At 65.0% G+C, this 18,614-nt stretch carries 17 protein-coding genes and 1 pseudogene; 6 read left to right on the forward strand and 12 right to left on the reverse strand.

Features of this window, described 5'->3' with window-relative positions; all coding sequences use genetic code 11:
* Nucleotides 1–9 precede the first annotated feature (9 nt).
* The 4 genes from MAAFP003_RS14190 (at nt 10) to MAAFP003_RS28845 (ending at nt 5,070) form a co-directional block, all read left to right on the forward strand.
* Complete coding sequence (locus MAAFP003_RS14190; RefSeq protein ID WP_096287865.1) at nt 10–1,509, forward strand: multicopper oxidase family protein; 1,500 nt, start codon at nt 10–12, stop codon at nt 1,507–1,509.
* 114 nt (nt 1,510–1,623) lie between these two features.
* Nucleotides 1,624–2,457, forward strand: a complete 834-nt coding sequence (locus MAAFP003_RS14195) for a lysophospholipid acyltransferase family protein (protein ID WP_096287867.1) — start codon at nt 1,624–1,626, stop codon at nt 2,455–2,457.
* Entirely contained in the window at nt 2,457–2,891 is a 435-nt protein-coding gene (locus MAAFP003_RS14200) for an SRPBCC family protein (protein WP_096287869.1), read from the forward strand. Before MAAFP003_RS14195 ends, MAAFP003_RS14200 begins: the two co-directional genes overlap by 1 nt.
* A 244-nt stretch (nt 2,892–3,135) precedes the next feature.
* Nucleotides 3,136–5,070, forward strand: coding sequence for an adenylate/guanylate cyclase domain-containing protein (locus tag MAAFP003_RS28845; RefSeq protein ID WP_207768535.1), 1,935 nt, complete (start codon nt 3,136–3,138; stop codon nt 5,068–5,070).
* A 1,022-nt stretch (nt 5,071–6,092) separates the two neighbouring features.
* Here the strand turns inward: MAAFP003_RS28845 and MAAFP003_RS14210 are convergent.
* Nucleotides 6,093–6,266: a 5'-phosphate oxidase gene (locus MAAFP003_RS14210; RefSeq protein WP_096287871.1), complete on the reverse strand. Its 174-nt coding sequence runs from the start codon at nt 6,264–6,266 to the stop codon at nt 6,093–6,095.
* Nucleotides 6,267–8,001: 1,735 nt separating this feature from the next.
* Nucleotides 8,002–8,445 (reverse strand): limonene-1,2-epoxide hydrolase family protein, encoded by a 444-nt coding sequence (locus tag MAAFP003_RS14215; RefSeq protein ID WP_096287873.1) that lies wholly within the window; start codon nt 8,443–8,445, stop codon nt 8,002–8,004.
* Nucleotides 8,446–8,585: 140 nt separating this feature from the next.
* On the opposite strand from MAAFP003_RS14215, the pseudogene MAAFP003_RS14220 reads away from it, so the two are divergent.
* Nucleotides 8,586–8,963, forward strand: a pseudogene (locus tag MAAFP003_RS14220) (dienelactone hydrolase family protein); the annotation flags it as partial.
* Here MAAFP003_RS14220 and MAAFP003_RS14225 read toward each other — a convergent pair.
* The 7 genes from MAAFP003_RS14225 to MAAFP003_RS14255 form a co-directional block, all read right to left on the reverse strand.
* Complete coding sequence (locus MAAFP003_RS14225) at nt 8,960–10,282, reverse strand: cytochrome P450 (RefSeq protein WP_096287877.1); 1,323 nt, start codon at nt 10,280–10,282, stop codon at nt 8,960–8,962. The pseudogene MAAFP003_RS14220 and the gene MAAFP003_RS14225 sit on opposite strands and share 4 nt — an antisense overlap.
* Nucleotides 10,283–10,335: 53 nt before the next feature.
* Nucleotides 10,336–10,752, reverse strand: coding sequence for a lipoprotein LpqH (locus MAAFP003_RS14230; protein WP_096287879.1), 417 nt, complete (start codon nt 10,750–10,752; stop codon nt 10,336–10,338).
* Between the two features lie 10 nt (nt 10,753–10,762).
* Complete coding sequence (locus tag MAAFP003_RS14235; RefSeq protein WP_096287881.1) at nt 10,763–11,596, reverse strand: SDR family oxidoreductase; 834 nt, start codon at nt 11,594–11,596, stop codon at nt 10,763–10,765.
* Entirely contained in the window at nt 11,597–12,070 is a 474-nt protein-coding gene (locus MAAFP003_RS14240) for an SRPBCC family protein (protein WP_165796404.1), read from the reverse strand.
* A gap of 37 nt (nt 12,071–12,107) precedes the next feature.
* A complete protein-coding gene (gene rpfC / locus MAAFP003_RS14245) occupies nt 12,108–12,518 on the reverse strand; it encodes a resuscitation-promoting factor RpfC (RefSeq protein ID WP_165796405.1) in 411 nt (136 codons plus the stop codon).
* A 133-nt stretch (nt 12,519–12,651) separates the two neighbouring features.
* Complete coding sequence (locus MAAFP003_RS14250) at nt 12,652–13,239, reverse strand: chorismate mutase (protein WP_096287883.1); 588 nt, start codon at nt 13,237–13,239, stop codon at nt 12,652–12,654.
* A gap of 13 nt (nt 13,240–13,252) precedes the next feature.
* Nucleotides 13,253–14,242: an esterase family protein gene (locus tag MAAFP003_RS14255; protein ID WP_096287885.1), complete on the reverse strand. Its 990-nt coding sequence runs from the start codon at nt 14,240–14,242 to the stop codon at nt 13,253–13,255.
* 638 nt (nt 14,243–14,880) lie between these two features.
* Here MAAFP003_RS14255 and MAAFP003_RS14260 point away from each other — a divergent pair.
* The gene (locus MAAFP003_RS14260) at nt 14,881–16,005 is read left to right on the forward strand and encodes a DUF7159 family protein (protein ID WP_096291154.1); all 1,125 of its coding nucleotides are present in this window, start codon (nt 14,881–14,883) and stop codon (nt 16,003–16,005) included.
* A gap of 4 nt (nt 16,006–16,009) precedes the next feature.
* Here MAAFP003_RS14260 and MAAFP003_RS14265 read toward each other — a convergent pair whose 3' ends face one another.
* From MAAFP003_RS14265 to MAAFP003_RS14275, 3 genes are all read right to left on the reverse strand, one after another.
* Nucleotides 16,010–16,939 carry a class I SAM-dependent methyltransferase gene (locus tag MAAFP003_RS14265; RefSeq protein WP_096287887.1) on the reverse strand — a complete coding sequence of 310 codons (930 nt, stop codon included), beginning with the start codon at nt 16,937–16,939 and terminating at the stop codon, nt 16,010–16,012.
* Nucleotides 16,940–17,035: 96 nt separating this feature from the next.
* Nucleotides 17,036–17,584 carry a YceI family protein gene (locus MAAFP003_RS14270; RefSeq protein WP_096287889.1) on the reverse strand — a complete coding sequence of 183 codons (549 nt, stop codon included), beginning with the start codon at nt 17,582–17,584 and terminating at the stop codon, nt 17,036–17,038.
* A gap of 13 nt (nt 17,585–17,597) precedes the next feature.
* The gene (locus tag MAAFP003_RS14275; protein ID WP_096287891.1) at nt 17,598–18,611 is read right to left on the reverse strand and encodes an alcohol dehydrogenase catalytic domain-containing protein; all 1,014 of its coding nucleotides are present in this window, start codon (nt 18,609–18,611) and stop codon (nt 17,598–17,600) included.
* Nucleotides 18,612–18,614: the final 3 nt, after the last annotated feature.

An 18,614-nucleotide genomic window follows, 5' to 3' on the forward strand; every position in this document is an offset into this window, starting at 1 on the left:
CAGGGGGAGATGGCGCGGCGGCGGTTCCCCCAGACAAGGCGTTTCGTGGACAGACGTGATTTCCTCAAATGGGCTGGGCTCGCGGCGGCAGCCGCCGGGCCCGTCCAGGCCTGCTCGCGCCCGGCTGCACCCTCGCCGCCCAACGGCAAGGCCGACTACACGCTGCGAATCGGCACCGGCACCGTCGAATTGGCCCCAGACCTGATTGTCTCCACCACCGTCTACAACGGTCAGTTCCCCGGTCCGCTGGTGCGCTTGAAAGAAGGCCAACGAACCTGGGTCGATATCTACAACGACACCGACACCCCCGAGCAATTGCACTGGCACGGCCAACAGCTCGGTGTGGACGTCGACGGCGCCGCCGAAGAGGGCACGCCGTATATCCCCGCACACGGGATGCGTCGGATCACGTTCGTGCCCGGCCCGGCGGGCTTCCGCTTCTATCACACCCACGTGGTCCCGCGAGCCGACCTGTCCCGGGGCCAGTACGGCGGCCTGGTGGGTCCGGTCTACGTCGAACCCAAGCAGAATCCCGGCGCATACGACCAAGAGATGTTCCTGACACTCAAAGAGTTTGAGCCCAGCTTCAGCCGCGGGGGCGACATGGCCAGCGACTTCCTGGCCGGCACCGCAGACCCAGGGCTGAAAGAGAAAGGCGAAGCGGCGATGAGGACCGCACTCGCCCGCGGCGAGCCACACGGGTATGAGGTCAGCTACTCAGCGTTCTCCGTCAACGGGCACAAGCTGGGCAGCGGCGATCCACTCCGCGTCCAGGCGGGGCAGCGGGTGCTGCTCCATGTCCTCAACGGCAGCGCGACCGAAAGCCGCAGCCTGGCCCTGCCCGGCCACACCTTCACGGTGATCGCACTCGACGGCAACCCCGTGCCGAATCGGGCGCGAGTCCCGGTGCTCTGGCTCGGCGCCGCCGAGCGGATCTCGGCGGTGGTCGAGATGACCGCGCCGGGAGTGTGGGTACTCGGCGATCTCTCCGACGATGACCGTGGCCACGGCATGGGCGTGGTGGTCGAATATGCCGGTCGAGGTGGGGAGCCACTGTGGACACCGCCCCCTCCGTTCCAATGGGACTACCGGCTTTTCGCGGCGGGTACTCCCACCGGGGTCCCGCCACCCGACCACACCATCGAAATGCTGATCGAGAAACGCAACGCGGCGGACAACGGCTTCAACATCTGGACCGTGAACGGTGCCTCATTCTCCATGGACAGCAACACACCCGTACTGGATGTGCAGCGCAACGGGCGCTACCGGCTGCGCTTTCGCAATGCCACCGACGATTTGCATCCGATGCATTTGCACCGCCACACGTTCGAAATCACCCAGTTCGCCGGCACAGCGACGGCCGGCGTGCACAAGGATGTCGCGATGCTCGGCGGCTACCAAAGCCTGGAGATCGATTTCGTCGCCGATCAGCCCGGCCTGTCGCTGCTGCATTGCCATCAACAGATCCACATGGACTACGGGCTGATGCTGCTGCTCAACGCCGCCTAGCCGCCGGATGCAACGTTGGGGTGCAACGGTTTTCGTCCGCAATACGGATGGTGGTGTGAAAGACCGGCAATCCGGGTAGTCGACCCCGAGGCACGCCGAGGACAGGACGCGCACATGGGGATCGTAGGAGAGGCGGTTGACTGGACCCGTCGACAGGTCGTGTCCAGAGTCCCCAAAGCCGACCTCGACCAGCGGGATCCCGACTACATCCGCGACCAGTTGCCGGGCACCTGGCTGCTCGCATCGCTGTACTTCCGGGCAGACGTCCAGGGGTTGGATCGGATCCCCAGCGAAGGTCCGGTGTTGATGGTCGGTAACCACAGCGGCGGCAACGTGCCCCCCGACACCTTCGTCTTCACGCTCGCGTTCTGTTCGTACTTCGGCGTCGAGCGGCCGTTCTACCAGCTGGCTCACAATCTCGTCGTCTCAGCACCGCCGCTGGGCTGGTTGCGTAAGTTCGGCACCGTCGCCGCCAATCCCGAAAATGCCCGTCTGGCACTGGATTCCGGCGCGGCGCTACTGGTGTACCCCGGCGGAGACTATGAAGTGTTCCGGCCGTCGTGGGAGCGCCACAAGGTCGACTTCGGTGGCCGAATGGGATACGTCAGGCTGGCCCGGGAGGCAGGCGTGCCGATCGTCCCCGTCGCCGCCGTCGGGGGACAGGAGAGCGCGCTGTTCCTCAACCGCGGGCAGTGGCTGGCCAAAGCTCTGATGGCGGATAAGTTGCTGCGGCTCAAGAGCATTCCGATATCACTGGCGTTGCCCTGGGGGTTGAACATCGGCGACCTGGCGGGCCACATACCGCTGCCCACCAAGATCGCGATCGAGGTGCAGGAACCGATCGACGTCGACGGCGCCGACGAAGCGGTGCATGACAAGGTCATCGCCAGCCTGCAGGGCGCCGTCGACCGGCTGGCCGCCAAACGTCGTCTGCCGGTGATCGGCTGATGCGCGTCGAACGCCGATGCGTTATCCAGGCGGACCGCCAGTCCGTGTGGAAAATCGTCAGTGACCCGGGCTGCTACCCGACGTTCATGACGAACCTCGAACGGTGGGAAGCGGCGAACGAGCGGGCGGCCGGCGTGGGTGCCCGGTATACCGTCCACTGGAAGATCGGGTCGGTGCCGGTTGGCGGCCTGATCGAGGTGGTCGAATTCGACGAGCGGCGCGACCTGGCATGGGTTGGTATCACCGGCGTCACGCTGCGGGGGCGCATCCGGCTGCGAGACGAGGCCGCCGGCCAAACGAAAGTGACTTTCCGGCTGTCGTATCAAGCCCCGGGTGGAATCCTGGGCTACATCGCCGACCGAATCGCGGTGCGTCAGGTGGGGCGCACGCTGTCCGACACACTCAGGTGCCTCAAGCAACTCGCTGAGTCCTAGTCGATTCGTCTGAGATCGACAGCGCGCGTTGTCATCGCGATCGCCGATCAGTGGGAATTTCCGGGCACAGCGCCCCGTTTGCTGGAATCGAACCAGGCGGCTGGTCTCGAGGCAATCCAGCGAGGGGGGTGGCTTTTCGATGCGGGCCAGGAGCCGGCGGATTGGCTGGCACGGCCGGCCGAGGACGACAAGCGGTAGCGCACGCCCCGGATCCCGGGTCCGCACCGCGAATTGGCTGATCCACATGTCCCTTCCGATGCTGGCGTTGTGGTTACTGCTCGGCATACCCAGCGTCGACCTGGAATGGGACAACCGGATGGCGCACTTCGTGCTCGTCCTGTCGACAGCGCTGGTATGCGTCGCGTTGGGTGTCCTGATCGGCCGGGAGGCGCGCACCCGGGATGACGCCCGTCTCTGGCTGGTGTCATTGGTGTTTACGACGACCGCCGGCTTTTTCGGGGTGCATGCGCTGTTCACGCCCGGGGTGCTGATGGACACGTCCGACGCGGAGTTCATGTTGCCGACCCGGATGGGTCTCGTCTTGGCCGGCGTGATCGCGCTGGCCTCGTCGGTGAATTTCACGCCGGCCCGTAATGCCCGCCTCTGGTCATGGCGCCGGCGTTTGACGGCACTGGTCTGGTTGCTGATGGCGGCCTGCGCGGTGCTGATCGTGGGCGGCACGCTGGACCGGCTGCCGGATCAACCGCAGCTGGAAGGCATCGAGCAGGCCGGGGCACTGGCCGGGGGCGTGCTGTTCGCGGCCGCGGCGTTGGCCTACTTCCCGATCTATCGGCGACGCCCCGCCGTCGTCGTCATGTCGGTGCTCAGTGCCTTCGTGCTGCTGGCCGAGGCGTCGGTGGCGTTGGCACTCGGGATGAGCTGGCACGCCTCATGGTGGCTGTGGCACGTGCTCATGACTCTGGCCTTCTGCTTCATCGCCTACAGCGCCCGGGTGCAATTCCGCCGCGAAGGCTCGGTCCGGGGGCTGTTCGATGCGCTGGCCACCCAGCAGACCATCGCCGATCTGCGGCGCGATTACGCCGTGGCGCTGGAGGAGATGGTCGACGTGCTGCAGCGCCGCGAGCGTGGCGACCAGGTGGCACCGGGCGCCGCCGCAGCACGGCTCGCGGACCGGTTCGAGCTGTCCGAGCAACAGGTCGCCGTCCTCGAGCGGGGCGCGCAGGCGCTCGGCACCGAGCGCGAGCGCGTCCGCAAGCTGGGCACCCTGATCGCACTGGGTCGGGAGTCCAGCGTCATCCAGGACGAGGACGCGCTGCTCGGCCGGGTGATGGCGGCTATCGCGGACGCCTTCCCCGGTGACCGGTTTCGTCTGGGCATCGTTCGCGACGGCGAGATCGACTTCGGTGACGACGCGACCTCCGACGACCCGCTGCAGCTCCCGCTGATGGTCAAGGGCCAGATCGCCGGCGTGATCGAGGCGTATCGACCCGACGGCTCCTTCGATGACGCCGATGTCGCGCTGCTGCGCTCGTTCGCCACTCAATCCTCCATCGCACTGGAGAACGCCCGGCTCTACCACCACCTGGACGGCCTGTTCCGCAGCTATATGTCACCGGCGGTCGCGACCGCGCTGCTCGCCGACCCGGAGCAAGCTGGGCTGGGCGGCGCTATCACCGAGGTGACGGTGATGATGGCCGATCTGCATGGCTTCACCCCGTTCGCGGAAGCCACCTCTCCGGATCAGGTGGTGACCATGCTGAATACCTACTACGGCGCGGTCGTTCCGGTGATTCTCGAGGCGGGTGGCACCGTCCTGCAGTTCGTCGGCGACGCGGTGATGGCAATCTGGGGCGCTCCGGCCAGGCAGGCGGATCACGCGGTACGCGCCGCGGGTGCTGCACTCGCACTGCATTCCGTCGTCGAGGAGGCTGCGGGCGGGCATGCCGACTGGCCGCGTTTTCGGGTTGGCATCAACACCGGGCCGGCACTGGTGGGCAACATCGGCGCGGAGCAGATGCGCAGCTTCACCGCGATCGGGGACACGATGAATCTGGCTGCGCGGCTGCAGAACCTGGCCGAGCCGGGTCAGGTGGTGGTCGGCCCAAGCACCTCGGCAGTGCTCGGTACGGCTGCCCGGGTCAGCCGGCATGGCTGGGTGAAGGTCAAAGGCAAGCGCGACCCGGTCCGGCTCTGCGTGCTGCACGAATTAGCGTCATAGCAACGGCTTTTCGCGGGTCTGTTATACGTTTCGCCCAGTGGACGAAGGGCACCGTCGGCGCGAAACTCGTTGGCTTGCTGGAAAACACACCCTTAGCGGCGCCGGCACGATCTTGCGCGATGTTTGTCCGAACCACGAATTCACCTGCATTCCAGGCTAACGAGCGATCGATTCGGTCGCCGATAAACCTTAAGCCGAAAGTGTTTGCACCACCGTGCTACTGAGCTCTCGGCGTCTATTCACGTCGTGGGCGGGGACGAATTCGCATCCACGCGCCAACGAACACACTTGTCCCGCACACCGGCTCAGACGCTTAATCGCGTTGGGCGAGTATGTATCCGGAATATCTTCTGCGCTGAATTCATCCCGCCAAAAAGCCGCCCCACACAGCACACGTTGGCTGGGCGCAGCTGGCCAAAGCGAGGGTTCCGCGATAATCCCTGCTGGCACAGGGATTATCGCGGAGTCACCCCGCGACTAATAAGCGCCTTACTACGGCGTGAAGACCAGGCCAGAGCCGCCTGGGTCAATGGTGAGCGGGATCGTGCACCCTGATGCCGTAAGCGCGGTAAAGCCGAGGATCAAGGCGACGACAAATTTACTGCTGAGACGTGACATGGTGTTACCCCCGTTCGTCTAAGGACAATCTGTTTCCAGAGAGCCGTTCTGTTGCCCGAGACACACGTACAATACGACGCGAAAGAGCTTGATCACGAGTATTTTCCCGAAATCGCCGCAAAGTTTTTTCGCCTCTTGCATTCAATCGGTACGATTCTGAGCCGGGTCCCAGGGATACGGTATGTCGCTTCGAAATTCATTGCGGCACAATGCTTTTCAAATCAAGATCACCGGGAAATGGACTGGCACAAAGGGATGCGGTCAGGGCGCGACAAGATGTCGGGCCGGCTGCACCGCGTGTCCGCGACCGCAAGGGCCCAATTCCCGGCTGGGGCGGGCTACTCCGGGCCGCCGCGACGCGACCGCGCACGGTCGCTGGACCGTTTCACGGCGAGCAAGGACGGCTAGCCCCAGTGCGGCGGCACTTCACTGCCCGGACAGTCGCCGTATCGGCAGTTAATGTCGCGCACCCGTCTGCGGATGACCTTGCCGTCGCTGTCCCGGATGTACTCAACCGTCGCCTCGGCTGCCCGCCGGCAATGAGGGCAGGTTTCCATTTCAGTTTCAAAACGCGGCATCTGGTCCTCCTCCCCGTCGCGAAGTAATTGAAGCGTTCCAGATCACCATGCGGTGTGTACCCATGGACACTGTTTGGATCCCGGTTCAGCCCGGTGCCCATCCCGAAGAAGTGCATTCGGAAACGGGGTAGATGGAAACCCCTCGTCTTCCATCTGAGGGCAGCCCGCGGGCGCACAGCGCACCGTCTGTCCGGGCCGCGGATCATCCCCGGCCCGGACAGACGCTCACAGGCGATCAGCCCTGCACGTGGCGCGCAGCGACTGCATTAAGCGGATTCGTTAACGAACACCCACACCGTGCGGACACACATGATGCCTACCCGAGGGCGTCATGCCGGGCCTGGCGCTGAACCGTAGCAAACGGCTTGAGGGAGTGCTCACCGACGCGTGAGAGGCGCGTAGCGCGACAACCTACGCGGCCTTACATCGAGATGTTGATGAGCGACAAGACCGGCGTGCAGCCGCTCGCCGCAACAGCGGTAAAGCCAAGGATTACGGCAACACTGATTTTGCTGGTCACACGCGACATAACGCACTCCATTCGTCCCGGTTAGCGCCCGGCTCTATTGAGAGCCGGCCGTATGGCGTCAGGAGTCGCAAAAAACGACCGCTCCCGACTCCGAACAACAATTAGCTGGCATGAAGGCGCCCACCATCGCATTCAGACCCGACTCGGTCGGTGCCGATACTAACCCGAGATCGACCAGACATGCCAGCTTTACCAACAATTAATGTCCTCGTGTCGGCGAGGCCGAACGATGCCCGGATGCCGGGCCTCGACAAAAAACGCCTTGCAGTGCAGTTTTATGCAGTTACAGTCGGCAAATGAAGCAGCTTCAGCTCAGATCAAACCCACCGAAAGCTCAGTCGAGACCCAGAAGTCTTCCAGAACTCAAAAAGAGAACAGCGAAAAGGTTGGAGTGCATCCGGACGCCGTAACGGCGGTAAGGCCGAGGATTAAAGCGACACTGACTTTGCTAGCTAAGCGAGACATGAGGTACTCCGTTCGTCGAGATCTCACCCGCCTCAAAGGGAGCCGGGTTTGGATGGTGTCAGGAGGCGCAAGCAAGCCGATTCCCGACGTCGCCATAATTAATAGCTGGCATGAAGGCGCCCACCGCCACATTCAGACCGGACCGGTGTCCACGGTAGCCGAGGTTGGGTGGCAAAGCCAGGTATCCGCGAGTAACGGCGGCTTTCGCTGAACGGAACAGATGCGTCTCAGCGAACACGCTGAAACACCGTCTTCAGCAAACATGTGGAGTCGCCAAATAGCGGCTTCACCGCACCCCGCGGCGGCGGCGGCTGATCACCGCCGAGCACCGGCCATTGTGCGAGCGAATCGACGTTCTTATCAGGTCCCGAGCGCCGAAGATTCCTCGCGTGTCAGGGCATCAGAAGGAGAAAAGCGATAGGACCGGCGAACATCCGGAAGCCGTTACGGCCGTGAAGCCCAGGATCATGGCGACACCGACTCTGCTGGTTATGCGCGACATTGCACTCCATTCATCCAGGTATCAACCGGCTTTGGCCAAGCCGGGTCGCGGCGTCAGGAGGCACAGAAAATGGCCGCTCCCGACTCCGAAAACAAATAGCTGGCTTGAAGGCGCCCACCACCGCATTCAGACCGATTCGGCCGGTGCAGATCATAACCGAGATCTGCTACGTCACGCTAGACGATACTCACGGGTAACCACTAGCCCCGTTATTCATCCACGGACGTATGAAAAATGGATCAGATCAAACCCGTAGCATCGAAAACCCAGGACGTATCGGCATTCGCCAGCGCCTCGAAGTGGTTCGGAGGCGCGAAGCTGACCAGGCTGTTCATGTCCCAATAGTCTTTCCAGACCGTGATCTTGCCGTCGACGACCTTATGTACCGTGACGAATCTCAGCACGCCTTGTTCCCCCGAACCGAACGTCCAGGTTTCGGAGTGTTCATACATGACGTCGGTGCCGTTGGAGAGCAGCACGCCGTCGTGGTTCTCGTAACCCGCCAAGTGCTCGAGTCCGATTTTGAGGCGTTTCACGGTGTCTTCGGGCCCGCGTGCCGACACCGCGGGAACGGGCATGTCGACGTAGAGGCAGTCGTCCGCCAAGAACGTCTTGACCGCATCCCAGTCGCGCCGCGAAAGCGCCCGCCACAGCCCCAGTACTACATCCTCGACCGCGATCATAGAAACTTCTGTCATAGCGGCAAATAAACTCGCTCGCCGCGTGGGTGTCAACCACGATGCCGCAGGCGAATACTCGCGAAGGTGAACCCGCTGCAGCGCTATATCGCCGACGAGATCGCCACCGACCACCTCGACGGGCTGCTGACCAGACGCGAGGCCAGGTCGGGGTGGTGGGTTTCTGCTTCGGTGGGGGACTGGTGTGGCAACTGCTGTCCGCCGGCGCGTTGGGCGTCTCTGCCGCCGTGCCGTTCTACGGGCCGTTGCCGCCCCAACCCGACTTCACCGGAGCCAAGGCGGCAGTGCTGGGGATTTACGGTGCCCTGGACACCCGGGTCACCGGCTCGCAAGCGGCGGCCAAGGCCGCCCTCGACCGGTTCGGGCTGGTCAACGAGCTGGTGGTGGAAGCCGGCGCCGACCATGCGTTCTTCAACGACGCCGGTCCCCGCTACAACGCCACTGCCGCGGCGGACGCCTGGCAGCGCCTGCTGGACTGGCTGAACCGCTACCTGGCTCCCTAGGCGTCGACGGGAGCCATCGACCGCGCCCGCCCGAGCGCCACCGGCAGATTCGACCAACCCCGCAGCACCCGGGTGTCCCGGCGGGTCCCGGCACCAGCCGCACGCACCTCGGGGAAGCGATCGAAAAAGGCCCGAAGTCCCACCTCGCCCTCGGCACGGGCGAGAGCGGCACCCAGGCAGAAGTGCCGGCCTCCGGAGAACGCGAGATGCCTACCCGCATTGGAGCGTTCGATGTCGAACCGATGCGGATCGGGGAACACGGCGGGATCCCGGTTCGCGGCAGCCAGATAAAGCAACACCACGTCGCCGCGGTTGACCGGCCTGCCCACCAGCTCGACATCGTTGACGGCCCTGCGCACGGTGAGTTGCACCGGTGAGTCCAGGCGCAGTATCTCTTCGACGGCGTTGGGCCATAACTCGGGACGCTCACGCAACGTCTCCAGATGCTCGGGTGTGTCGAGCAGCATCCGAATCCCGTTGCCCAGCAGGTTAACCGTGGTTTCGAAGCCCGCGGCCAACACCAGCGCGGCAATCGCGGTGAGTTCGGTTTCGTCCAGCCGTGTTTCGGGCGCGCCACTTTCGGCGGTCTGAATCAGCTGGCTCATCAAGTCGTCGCCGGGCGAGCGCCGCAGCTGCTGCAGATGGTCGACGAGCCACGCGTTGAATCCGGCGATCCCTTGCTGCACCGTGCGGTATTGGCGCCACGGCAATCCGACGTCCAGACTCGGAGCGGCCAGTTCGCCGAACTGCAGGACGCGCGGCCGATCTTGTTCGGGCACACCCAGGATGTCGCTGATGATGGCGACCGGAAGTCGCGAGCAGTACCGCCCCACAACGTCGACCACGCCGGACTCGTTGGCCAGCTCGTCCAATAGGCTGGCGGCCGTTGCCTCCACCCGGTCGCGCAGCGCGGCAACCGCCCGCGACGTGAACACCGCGGACACGGTCTTGCGATAGCGGGTGTGCTCCGGCGGCTCGGTGGCCAGCAGCGACGGGGCGCGCAGCGGATGCAGCAGATCGTCGCGGGCACGGCGCTCCAGCCACCGCACCGGTGCCGGCAGATTCGATCCCAGCACCAGGACCCGGAAGTCGTCGGATCGCAGCAGACCGTGGATGACCTCGTGGTCGACGGCCAGATAGCCCACGCGGCTGCGGACCAGCGGGCCCATCGCATGCAGTTCGTCGCAGAACGGCACCGGGTCGGCGGCAACGGTCGGGTCCGCGATCAGCCTGGCCTGCATGTCACCGCGACGAAGCCCGAGGGACGCGACGCCGCGAATGAACCCGTGCATCGCCAGCCAGTGCAACCACTCCTTCACGGCGCCTCCCCGGGGCAGACAGGTGGTGTGTGCAAAAGCGTAGGCCCGATTTCTCAGCACTCCGCGGTGATCTTGAAGTCCGTGGTGATGACCTTGTCGGGGTTGCTGGTGCTGATGCCGTAGGCGCTGCCGGTGATGGTGTACGCCCTGTTCGTCACGTCGACGTGCGCATCACCCACGCCGCCCTGCCAGAAGCTGCCGGTAAATCCATCGACGTTGCGGATCTTCACCCATTGCGGGATGGCCCGATCGGCACTGAGCAGCACCACGGCTTCGACCTGGCCGTCGCGGTCGGGAATGGTGATGGTTCGGTAGGACTGCAGCTGCGTGCACGCCGGCGGACGCGCCGCGTGGGCGGCCCCGTTGATGCTCAGATGCGCGGCGGCACGCGGTGTGGTCTGGGGCTCCGCGCAGCCCGCGAGGCCGGCGGCCAGCACAACTGCGGCCACGATCCACCTGTATTGCGCCATTCCAGCTCCTCTACTGCGGCTTCGGCATCAGCCCGGGCAACGATTTGGCGATGCGGCGTCGGACGAACTCGGGGCTCAGGCCCTTGAGCAGGTCGATCATCCGAATGCTCCTCGGCACATACCAATGCAGCCGCTTGGGGTTGTGGTAAGCCTCCCACGCAGCTTCGGCCACGCTGGTCGCCGGCATCAACCGCATCAAGCCCTTCTTCGGCGCGGTGGCGCGCAACTGCTCACCGGTCATCGGGGCACCGCCGTCGGCGGAATGGTTGGGCGTCGTGGTCAGGATGGCGGTGTCGATCAAACCGGGCAGCACGTCGGCGACACGCACCCCGTGGCGCTGCCATTCCACGCTCAGCGCTTCGGTCAGTCCCTTGACCGCGTGCTTGGTCGACGAATAGACCGCGATGCGCGGCATCCCGTAGGTGGCCGACGACGAAGACGTCGAGAACATCAGGCTGCCGGGAATCTTCTTCAGATAGGGCAGTGCCCCGTAGGCGCCGGTCAGCACGGCCTTGTAGTTCACCTCGACGACGCGCATCGTGGCCTCGTAGGGCACGTCTTCGAACCAGCCGGACTCACCGATTCCGGCGTTGTTCCACATCATGTCCAGCCCGCCGCCGGCATTGCCGGCGCAGAAGTCGGCCAAGGCGCTGTCCAGATCGGCCTTGACCGTGACGTCGACGGTGCGACTCCACAAACGCTCGTCGCCGAGCTCGCCGAGGAGCCCGGTCAGGCCGTCGGCGTTGCGGTCGACCGCACCGACCCGCCATCCGTTGGCGTGGAAGAGCCTGACTCCTTCACGGCCCATCCCACTGCCCGCGCCGGTGATGAAGACGGATTTCACTTAGCCCGCCTCGACCACATCTTTGATGCGGTTCAGCGTCTTGGTCATATCGCGGACATTGCGGCGTTTACGCAGAAAGCCGCCGAACAACCAGTAGATCCCCAGCCACGGCGCGGGGCTGAGCCGGAACGATTCGGTCACGTCGGTGCCGTTGCCCGATGGCGCCAGGCGGTAGTGCCAGTTGTTGACCGGCTTGTCGCCGAGATAGACCGCGAAGCCGAATTCACGGCCAGGCTCGCACGCGGTTACTTTGCAGACAGTCCAATAAACCGGGCCGATTTCATTTCTTTTGACATGGCCGCGGAATTCGGCGCCGAGGGCCGGGCCGGTGGCATCACCCAGCCACTCGGCTTCAAAGACCTCCGGCGAGAACTTCCCGGTGTTACGGACATCGGAAATCAAGTTCCAGATCTTGTCCGCCGGTGCCGCCATATGTACTGTCGCCGAACCTTCCATGGCCCGATCCAAACACATGGCTGGGCGTGAACCTAGGCCGCGCCCGAATTGATCATCAGTGCGGGACGGCCGCCTGGATGAGACCGTTGATGATTTCCTTGATGCCCTGCGCGGGGTGCGAGTACCACCCGATCGGCAAGCCCGAGTTGGCACCGCACTTCGGCCAGGGCTCCACGCCCTGGTCGGCGAAAAGCCGGTTGGCAACTGCGATTTGCTGCTCACGAGAGGCCGCGGCAGGATTGCCGACGCCGCCATAACTGGCCCAGGTGGCAGGCTTGAATTGCAGCCCGCCGTAGGCACCGTTTCCGGTGTTGGCGTGCCAGTTGCCGCCGGACTCGCACTGCGCGATCGCGTCCCAGTTGGGCGTGGGCGCCGCGCCGGCCTCGGCGGTCGCCGGACCTAGCGTCGCCGCGATGAATCCGCCGACAACGGCGTACTTCACGAGAGGCTTCCCCAAGTTTCTCATGTCAAGCAATTCGGCACGTGTGTAGAAAGCGTTACCGTTTTGATTGATTCACGAGATAAGAATTTTATGGCATTTCTATGGCAATGAAATCGATACGTCACCCGCCGACGGCGGCTTGTCGCAGGTCGAATGGCTAAGTGCAATAAGACTGAGTCGCCAGAGCCAGGGCCTGCTGGTAGAGCCTGTCTAACAGCCGCGCGCGGGTCACGGCGGCCCGCGCGGCGTCGAGTTGCGGGACGCAGGACGGCGAGTGGAGCAGGTCCCAGTGGATCACCATCTGGTTCAGCATCGTCTGGTTGAGGCCGTCGATCGTCGACCGTGACACGGACAGGTCGGGCGCACCGGCGGGCGCATTTGCCGGGTTGAGCTTCCACTCCGCGAAGCGGGTGTGCTCGATCGCCTCGGTGGCGTTGATCTGGTCCCCGAACACCCGGCTGACGTAGCTCGGATCAATGTGTTCACCGGCGGCATCGGCGCTGAGTTTGGCGAGTTGCTGCTGGACGCGGTCCGGATCTTCGACGGCAACGTGCGCATTCCATTTGTAGGCAGCCACGGCCTCGGCGACCTGCAAACGCTGCGCGGCCGCATCGACCAGCTCAGTCAGCGCGCTGGTGTCGGCTCGCGCCTGGGTAGCCAGCAGCGTCGCGGCCGGCAGCGCGGCCAGCAGAGCCTTTAACGCACTACTGCGCCTGACGATTGCCGTCAAGCGCAGTAGTGACATCCGACGATAGGGTTTATCCGCCGCCGCCGGGGGTGGCGCCCAAGGTGGTCTGCAGGTCACCCTTCATCGCGTTCAGCTGCGCGCCCCAGTATTCCCAGCTGTGGGTTCCGTAGTTGGGGAAGTTGAACACGGCGTTGTGGCCGCCCGCGGCGTTGTAGGCGTCTTGGAACTTCTTGTTGACGCCGATCATGAAGTTGCTCTCGAGGAACGTGGCCGGGAGGTTGGCGCCGCCCAGTTCGTTCGGAGTTCCGTTGCCGCAGTACACCCAGAGGCGGGTGTTGTTGGCGACGAGTTGGCCGACGTTGACCAACGGGTCGTTGCGTTGCCATGCCGGGTCGTTATCCGGGCCCCACATGTCTTCCTTCTTGTAACCCCCGGCGTCACCCATCGCCAGGCCGATCCAGCTCTGCCCGGTCGAGGGGCTGAGGTAGCCGGACAGCGAACCGGCGTAGACGAACTGAGCGGGGTGGTAGATCGCCAGGTTCATGGCCGAAGCCCCGGCCATCGAGATGCCCACCGCGGCGCTGCCATTCGCCTTGACGCCCTTCTGCGACGACAGGTATCCGGGCAGCTCGCTGGTCAGGAACGTCTCCCACTTGTAGGTCGAGCAGCCGGCCTTCCCGCACGCGGGGCGGTACCAGTCGGTGTAGAAGCTGGACTGGCCACCGACCGGCATCACGACGGACAGGCCCGACTTGTAGTACCACTCGAACGCGGGGGTGTTGATGTCCCAGCCGTTGTAGTCGTCCTGGGCGCGCAACCCGTCAAGCAGGTACACCGCGGGCGACCCGTCGCCGCCACTCTGGAATTGGACCTTGATGCTGCGGCCCATTCCTGCCGACGGCACCTGCAGGTATTCGACGGGCAGACCAGGTCGCGAGAATGCACTCGCGGTGGCTCCGCCTCCGGCAAGACCGATCAGACCCGGCAGCGTCACTGCCGCTGCCACACCGACCAAAAGCCGGCGCCCCCAGGCCCGGATCTTCTCGCTCACGTCTGTCATACCTGTGCCCCTTGTCGGTCGTATGTCGTCGCGTGGTGCCCTCGGCAGAATTTACCGTGTAAATAGCTGAAATGTCGATTGGGACGCGTTGTCATCCCGGTTTTGTTTCGGCTGCCGCGAAAAATAGTCCCGGTGCGATAACTGATCGCGATAGCTTTCACCCGGTTTTACGCCCTCATTCGGCGCCCTGGCCCGACAAACCGCCAGGTAGCGGGCCCGTGGCAACGGCGAGGCGCCAGGGGAGCGGAGTGCGACAACACGGGCTACAAACGCTGTCAATTGGTGGCGGTCCATCGTTTTCGACACGCCCCGCGGCTCCCGCCAATCGGCCGGCCGGTTAGTCGCAATGACACGTGGTACGACGGGGGACCGCCGCGGTGAGCCGGCGCCGGGCCACTTGACGCGGTCGGCAATTAGGTCGATTCCGTCGTCGATGTCGGATCCGCGCGAGTTTTCCCGGGATCTGAGATCGGTGCAGCCGAACCCTTTCCGACCGCGTAGGCTCTCTCGGAGCAAGCCGATGGAGACCGAACGCTAAGCCGGTCCGTTCCGGCCCTACGAATCACCGCACCGCGGACGTGATGGCGCGTGACGGTTCGGCAGGGGCCGCGGAGTCCGGGACGATTGAGGTGCAAATTTTGGACACGGTACTAGGGCTATCACTGACGCCGACCACCTTCGGGTGGGTGCTCGCTGAGGGGCACGGCGCAGACGGCACCATCCTGGACCACCAGGAATCGGTGTGTCAGGCCGAGGACGGCGTCGCCGCCGTGGGTACCGCGGAGCAGGTGGCACAAGAGGTCTTGCGGGTCGACGCGCAGGCCAGCTCGAGCGATCACCATCTGCGCGTCGTCGGGGTGACCTGGACCGATGAGGCGGCCGCCCAGGCCGCACTGCTGCTGGAGGCGTTGACCGACGCCGGATTCGACAACGTGGTGCCGGTTCGGCTGCTCGAGGCGGTCGAGACCCTGGCCCGGGCGATCGCGCCCGTCATCGGCTACGAGCAGACCGCGGTCTGCGTGCTCGAACACGAATGGGCGACGGTCGTCATGGTCGACACCCATGACGGCGACACCCAAACCGTCGTCAAGCACATCACCGGCGGCTTCGACGGGCTGCGCTCCTGGCTGACCGGGATGTTCGACCGCAGCGGCTGGCGCCCGGGCGCCGTAGTCGTCGTCGGCGCGGACAGCGACATCGACGGATTCTCCTGGCAGCTCGAAAAGGCTTTGCCGGTACCGGTGTTCGCGCAGACCATGGCGCAGGTGACAGTCGCACGCGGCGCGGCGCTGGCCGCGGCTCGAAGCACCGAGTTCACCGACGAGCAACTGATCCCACAGATCAGCGAACCCACGCCGGCCGCGCCACCGCGCCGGCCCGGGCACTTGTCCTATGCCGGCGCGGTGACCGCGCTGGCCGCCGGCGCCGTCACTTTCGTCTCATCCCTGGCGGTGGCCGTGGGCATTCAGCTTGCTCCCGACGCCACCCGCGCGGCGGGCAAACATGTCGTGCACGGGCAGACGCCACCGGTTGCCGAAGCCGTCACGCCCCCCGCGGTGGCGCCGCCGGCCGCGGAACCCCCCGCGCCGCGCCCGGCTGCCGCCGGCGAACCGGTTTCAAACCCCGGCCCACTGGACGAGGGCGCCCCGGCCGAGCAACAGCCCGACCCGAATGGCCCGCAGCCGTACCTGACCAGGGTGCTCGAACACATCCCCGGCGACACCGGCGATCCGGCGATGCCGTCCGCGCCGTCGCAGCCGTAAGGCCCTAGCGCTGCCGAATCGCGGTGCAATAGTAAGTCCCGTCGGCCAAACTTCCAGCGGTCGCCGGTATTTCGGCTAGGCCGTTGGCCGCGAACAGTTCATTGAGCGTCTTGGATTCCGTCTGCCAGCCGTGGCGATTCAGGTATGCGGCGACGTCGTTGCGCTCAACGTCGTAGCGCAAGTCGGCGAGTTCCACATCGAATCCGTGCGCACGCCAACGCTCGCCGGCGATGGCGACCATGTCCGGCGCCGGCTCACCGTTTTCGTCCGGCCGGTTACCGAAAATCTCGGCAGCAAGCCGGCTTCCGGGTGTGCTGAGATCGGTGATGTTGTCCAGCAAGCGATCCTGCGCATCCGGCGGCAGGAACGCAAGCAGCCCCTCGGCGATCCAAGCACTGGGCTGGTCAGCGTCAAAGCCCTTATCGCGCAACGCCGTTGGCCAATCGTGCCGCAGATCGATCGGTACCACTCGCAGTTCGACCGTCGGCCGCACGTCCAAACCCGCCAGCGTGGAGTCTTTGAACTGCATCACCTCGGGCTGATCGATCTCGAACACCGTGGCCCCGGCCGGCCAAGACAGTCGGTAGGCCCGCGCATCCAGTCCCGACGCGAGGATGACGGCCTGGCGGATGCCCGCGTCCATCGCGTCCCGGAAAAACGCGTCGAAGTACGGGGTCCGGACACCCATCAGGTCGGCCATCCGCTGCAAACCCCACGCCTCGTCGGCGACGTCGATGTCGGCCGCGTCGATCTCCCCGTTGGCCCAGCGCGCGAGGAATTCGATTCCCACGGCCCGCACCAGGGGCTCGGCGAAAGGGTCGTTCATCAGCGGCTTGCCGGCCCTGGTGGCGACGGCCCGGCCGGCGGCCACCATGGTGGCTGTCGCCCCGACGCTGGTCGCGAGGTCCCACGAATCGTTTTCTGTACGAGGCATTTTGATCCCTTTCAGCGAGACAAGGTAATAGATACTTAGCGGCGGTAACTAATCCTCATCGAGGATACACGCGCCGATGGGTACCGCCAGTGGAGCTCAATCGTCCTTGGCGTGAACCGCGGTGAAAGTCAGCGTCACCTCGTCGGCAACCTGTACCGAGCCCATCAGCAGCGAGTACGGCTTGATGCCGAAGTCGGACTGACGCACCGTGGACTCGGCGGAGATTCTCCAGGATTCGCCGAGATCCTCAGTGTGCAAATCGATTACGTGCTCGTGCCGGTTCCCGCGAATCTCAAGCGTGCCGGTGAGGAGGTAGCCACGCTCGCTTTGTTCGATGACGTCGGCACCGAAGCGGATTTCGGGGAAGCGATCGGCACCCAGCGAGCTCAACGCGTTCGACCGCACCAGCGCCTTCTCGGGACCCGAGAGGCCCTTGACGCCACCGCGGCTGCCGATCACCTCGAACGAGTCCGTCTCGACCACAAGCTCGGCCGCAACCGGATCGGCCCCGGTCCATCGCACCGTCGCCCGCCAGCGCGTCATCTCGATCGTGAGGCGATGGCCCATCCGCGCGGCCCGGCCCTTGACCCCGGTACGAAGCTGCAGTTCGCCGTCAGCGGCGTCAAGCGTCCATAAGTCGGTCACAAACCGACTGTATTCACATGGTCAAAACGGTGCGGTAGTGCGCCCGTCCTTGCTCCATCGCCGCGTAGCCCTCGGCGGCCTGGGCCAGCGGCAACTCCTCGATCCAGGCCCGCACGCCTGACAGCACGGCGAAATGCATTGTGTCTTCGACATCTTTCGCGGTGCCCGACGGGTGGCCGACGATGCTCACACCCGGCGTGATCAGCTGTACCGGGCTGATCGGCAGCGGGTCGGTGGTCACGCCGATGGTGATCAATTCGCCCCGGGGCGCCAGCCCGCCAACCGTGTCGGCCATGGCGGCGGAGTTTCCCGCCGTGCCCAGCACGACCGTCGCGCCACCCAAGTCCTGCAGCGCGCGGGCGACGTCACCACTGGTGGAATCGATGTAATGGTGGGCACCCAGTTTCCGGGCATCGGCTTCCTTGCCGGCGCCGCGCGCGATCGCGATGGTCTCGAAGCCCATCGCCCGGGAGAACTGCACGCCGAGATGGCCGAGCCCACCGACACCGAGAATCGCGACCCGGTCACCCGGCAGCGCCTTGGTGTGGCGCAACGCGTTGTAGGTCGTCACGCCGGCACAGCCCATCGGTGCCGCTTCCACATGCGACAGCTCGGCCGGGACGCGGGCCAGCGCATTGGCCGGTACCGTCACGGACTGCGCATAGCCGCCGGGATACTGCCAGCTCGGAACCTTCATGTTGGCGCAGTGGATGAAAATGCCCCTGCGACAGGGATCGCAGCGGTTGCAGTTTCCGCCGAACCAGCCGACGGCGACGCGATCACCAACCGCGAAGCCCTCGACCTCATCGCCGAGTTCGGCTATGGTTCCGGCGATTTCATGCCCCAACGTCAGCGGCCACGTCATGTTCGGAAAGCCGCCGTTGGCGAATGCGCGGTCGGTCCCGCACACACCGCAGGCCGTGACGGTCAGCCGTACTTCGTCACGGCCGGGCGGTTTCGTCTCAACTTCGGTCAGCTCCAAAGACCCGCCAGGGGACTGCATCTGGACGGCGTGATGTGTCGGCATGCG

This window comes from Mycobacterium ahvazicum (assembly GCF_900176255.2).
GTDB lineage: Bacteria > Actinomycetota > Actinomycetes > Mycobacteriales > Mycobacteriaceae > Mycobacterium > Mycobacterium ahvazicum.

Excerpts from the sequence above, each read along its gene's own strand:
- MAAFP003_RS14240 (WP_165796404.1), bottom strand. The coding sequence starts at position 12,070 with ATGTGTTTGGATCGGGCCATGGAAGGTTCGGCGACAGTACATATGGCG.
- MAAFP003_RS14275 (WP_096287891.1), bottom strand. The coding sequence starts at position 18,611 with ATGCCGACACATCACGCCGTCCAGATGCAGTCCCCTGGCGGGTCTTTG.
- MAAFP003_RS14230 (WP_096287879.1), bottom strand. The coding sequence starts at position 10,752 with ATGGCGCAATACAGGTGGATCGTGGCCGCAGTTGTGCTGGCCGCCGGC.
- rpfC (WP_165796405.1), bottom strand. The coding sequence starts at position 12,518 with ATGAGAAACTTGGGGAAGCCTCTCGTGAAGTACGCCGTTGTCGGCGGA.
- MAAFP003_RS14255 (WP_096287885.1), bottom strand. The coding sequence starts at position 14,242 with ATGACAGACGTGAGCGAGAAGATCCGGGCCTGGGGGCGCCGGCTTTTG.
- MAAFP003_RS14265 (WP_096287887.1), bottom strand. The coding sequence starts at position 16,939 with ATGCCTCGTACAGAAAACGATTCGTGGGACCTCGCGACCAGCGTCGGG.
- MAAFP003_RS14210 (WP_096287871.1), bottom strand. The coding sequence starts at position 6,266 with ATGCCGCGTTTTGAAACTGAAATGGAAACCTGCCCTCATTGCCGGCGG.
- MAAFP003_RS14250 (WP_096287883.1), bottom strand. The coding sequence starts at position 13,239 with ATGTCACTACTGCGCTTGACGGCAATCGTCAGGCGCAGTAGTGCGTTA.
- MAAFP003_RS14215 (WP_096287873.1), bottom strand. The coding sequence starts at position 8,445 with ATGATCGCGGTCGAGGATGTAGTACTGGGGCTGTGGCGGGCGCTTTCG.
- MAAFP003_RS28845 (WP_207768535.1), top strand. The coding sequence starts at position 3,136 with ATGTCCCTTCCGATGCTGGCGTTGTGGTTACTGCTCGGCATACCCAGC.
- MAAFP003_RS14195 (WP_096287867.1), top strand. The coding sequence starts at position 1,624 with ATGGGGATCGTAGGAGAGGCGGTTGACTGGACCCGTCGACAGGTCGTG.
- MAAFP003_RS14200 (WP_096287869.1), top strand. The coding sequence starts at position 2,457 with ATGCGCGTCGAACGCCGATGCGTTATCCAGGCGGACCGCCAGTCCGTG.
- MAAFP003_RS14190 (WP_096287865.1), top strand. The coding sequence starts at position 10 with ATGGCGCGGCGGCGGTTCCCCCAGACAAGGCGTTTCGTGGACAGACGT.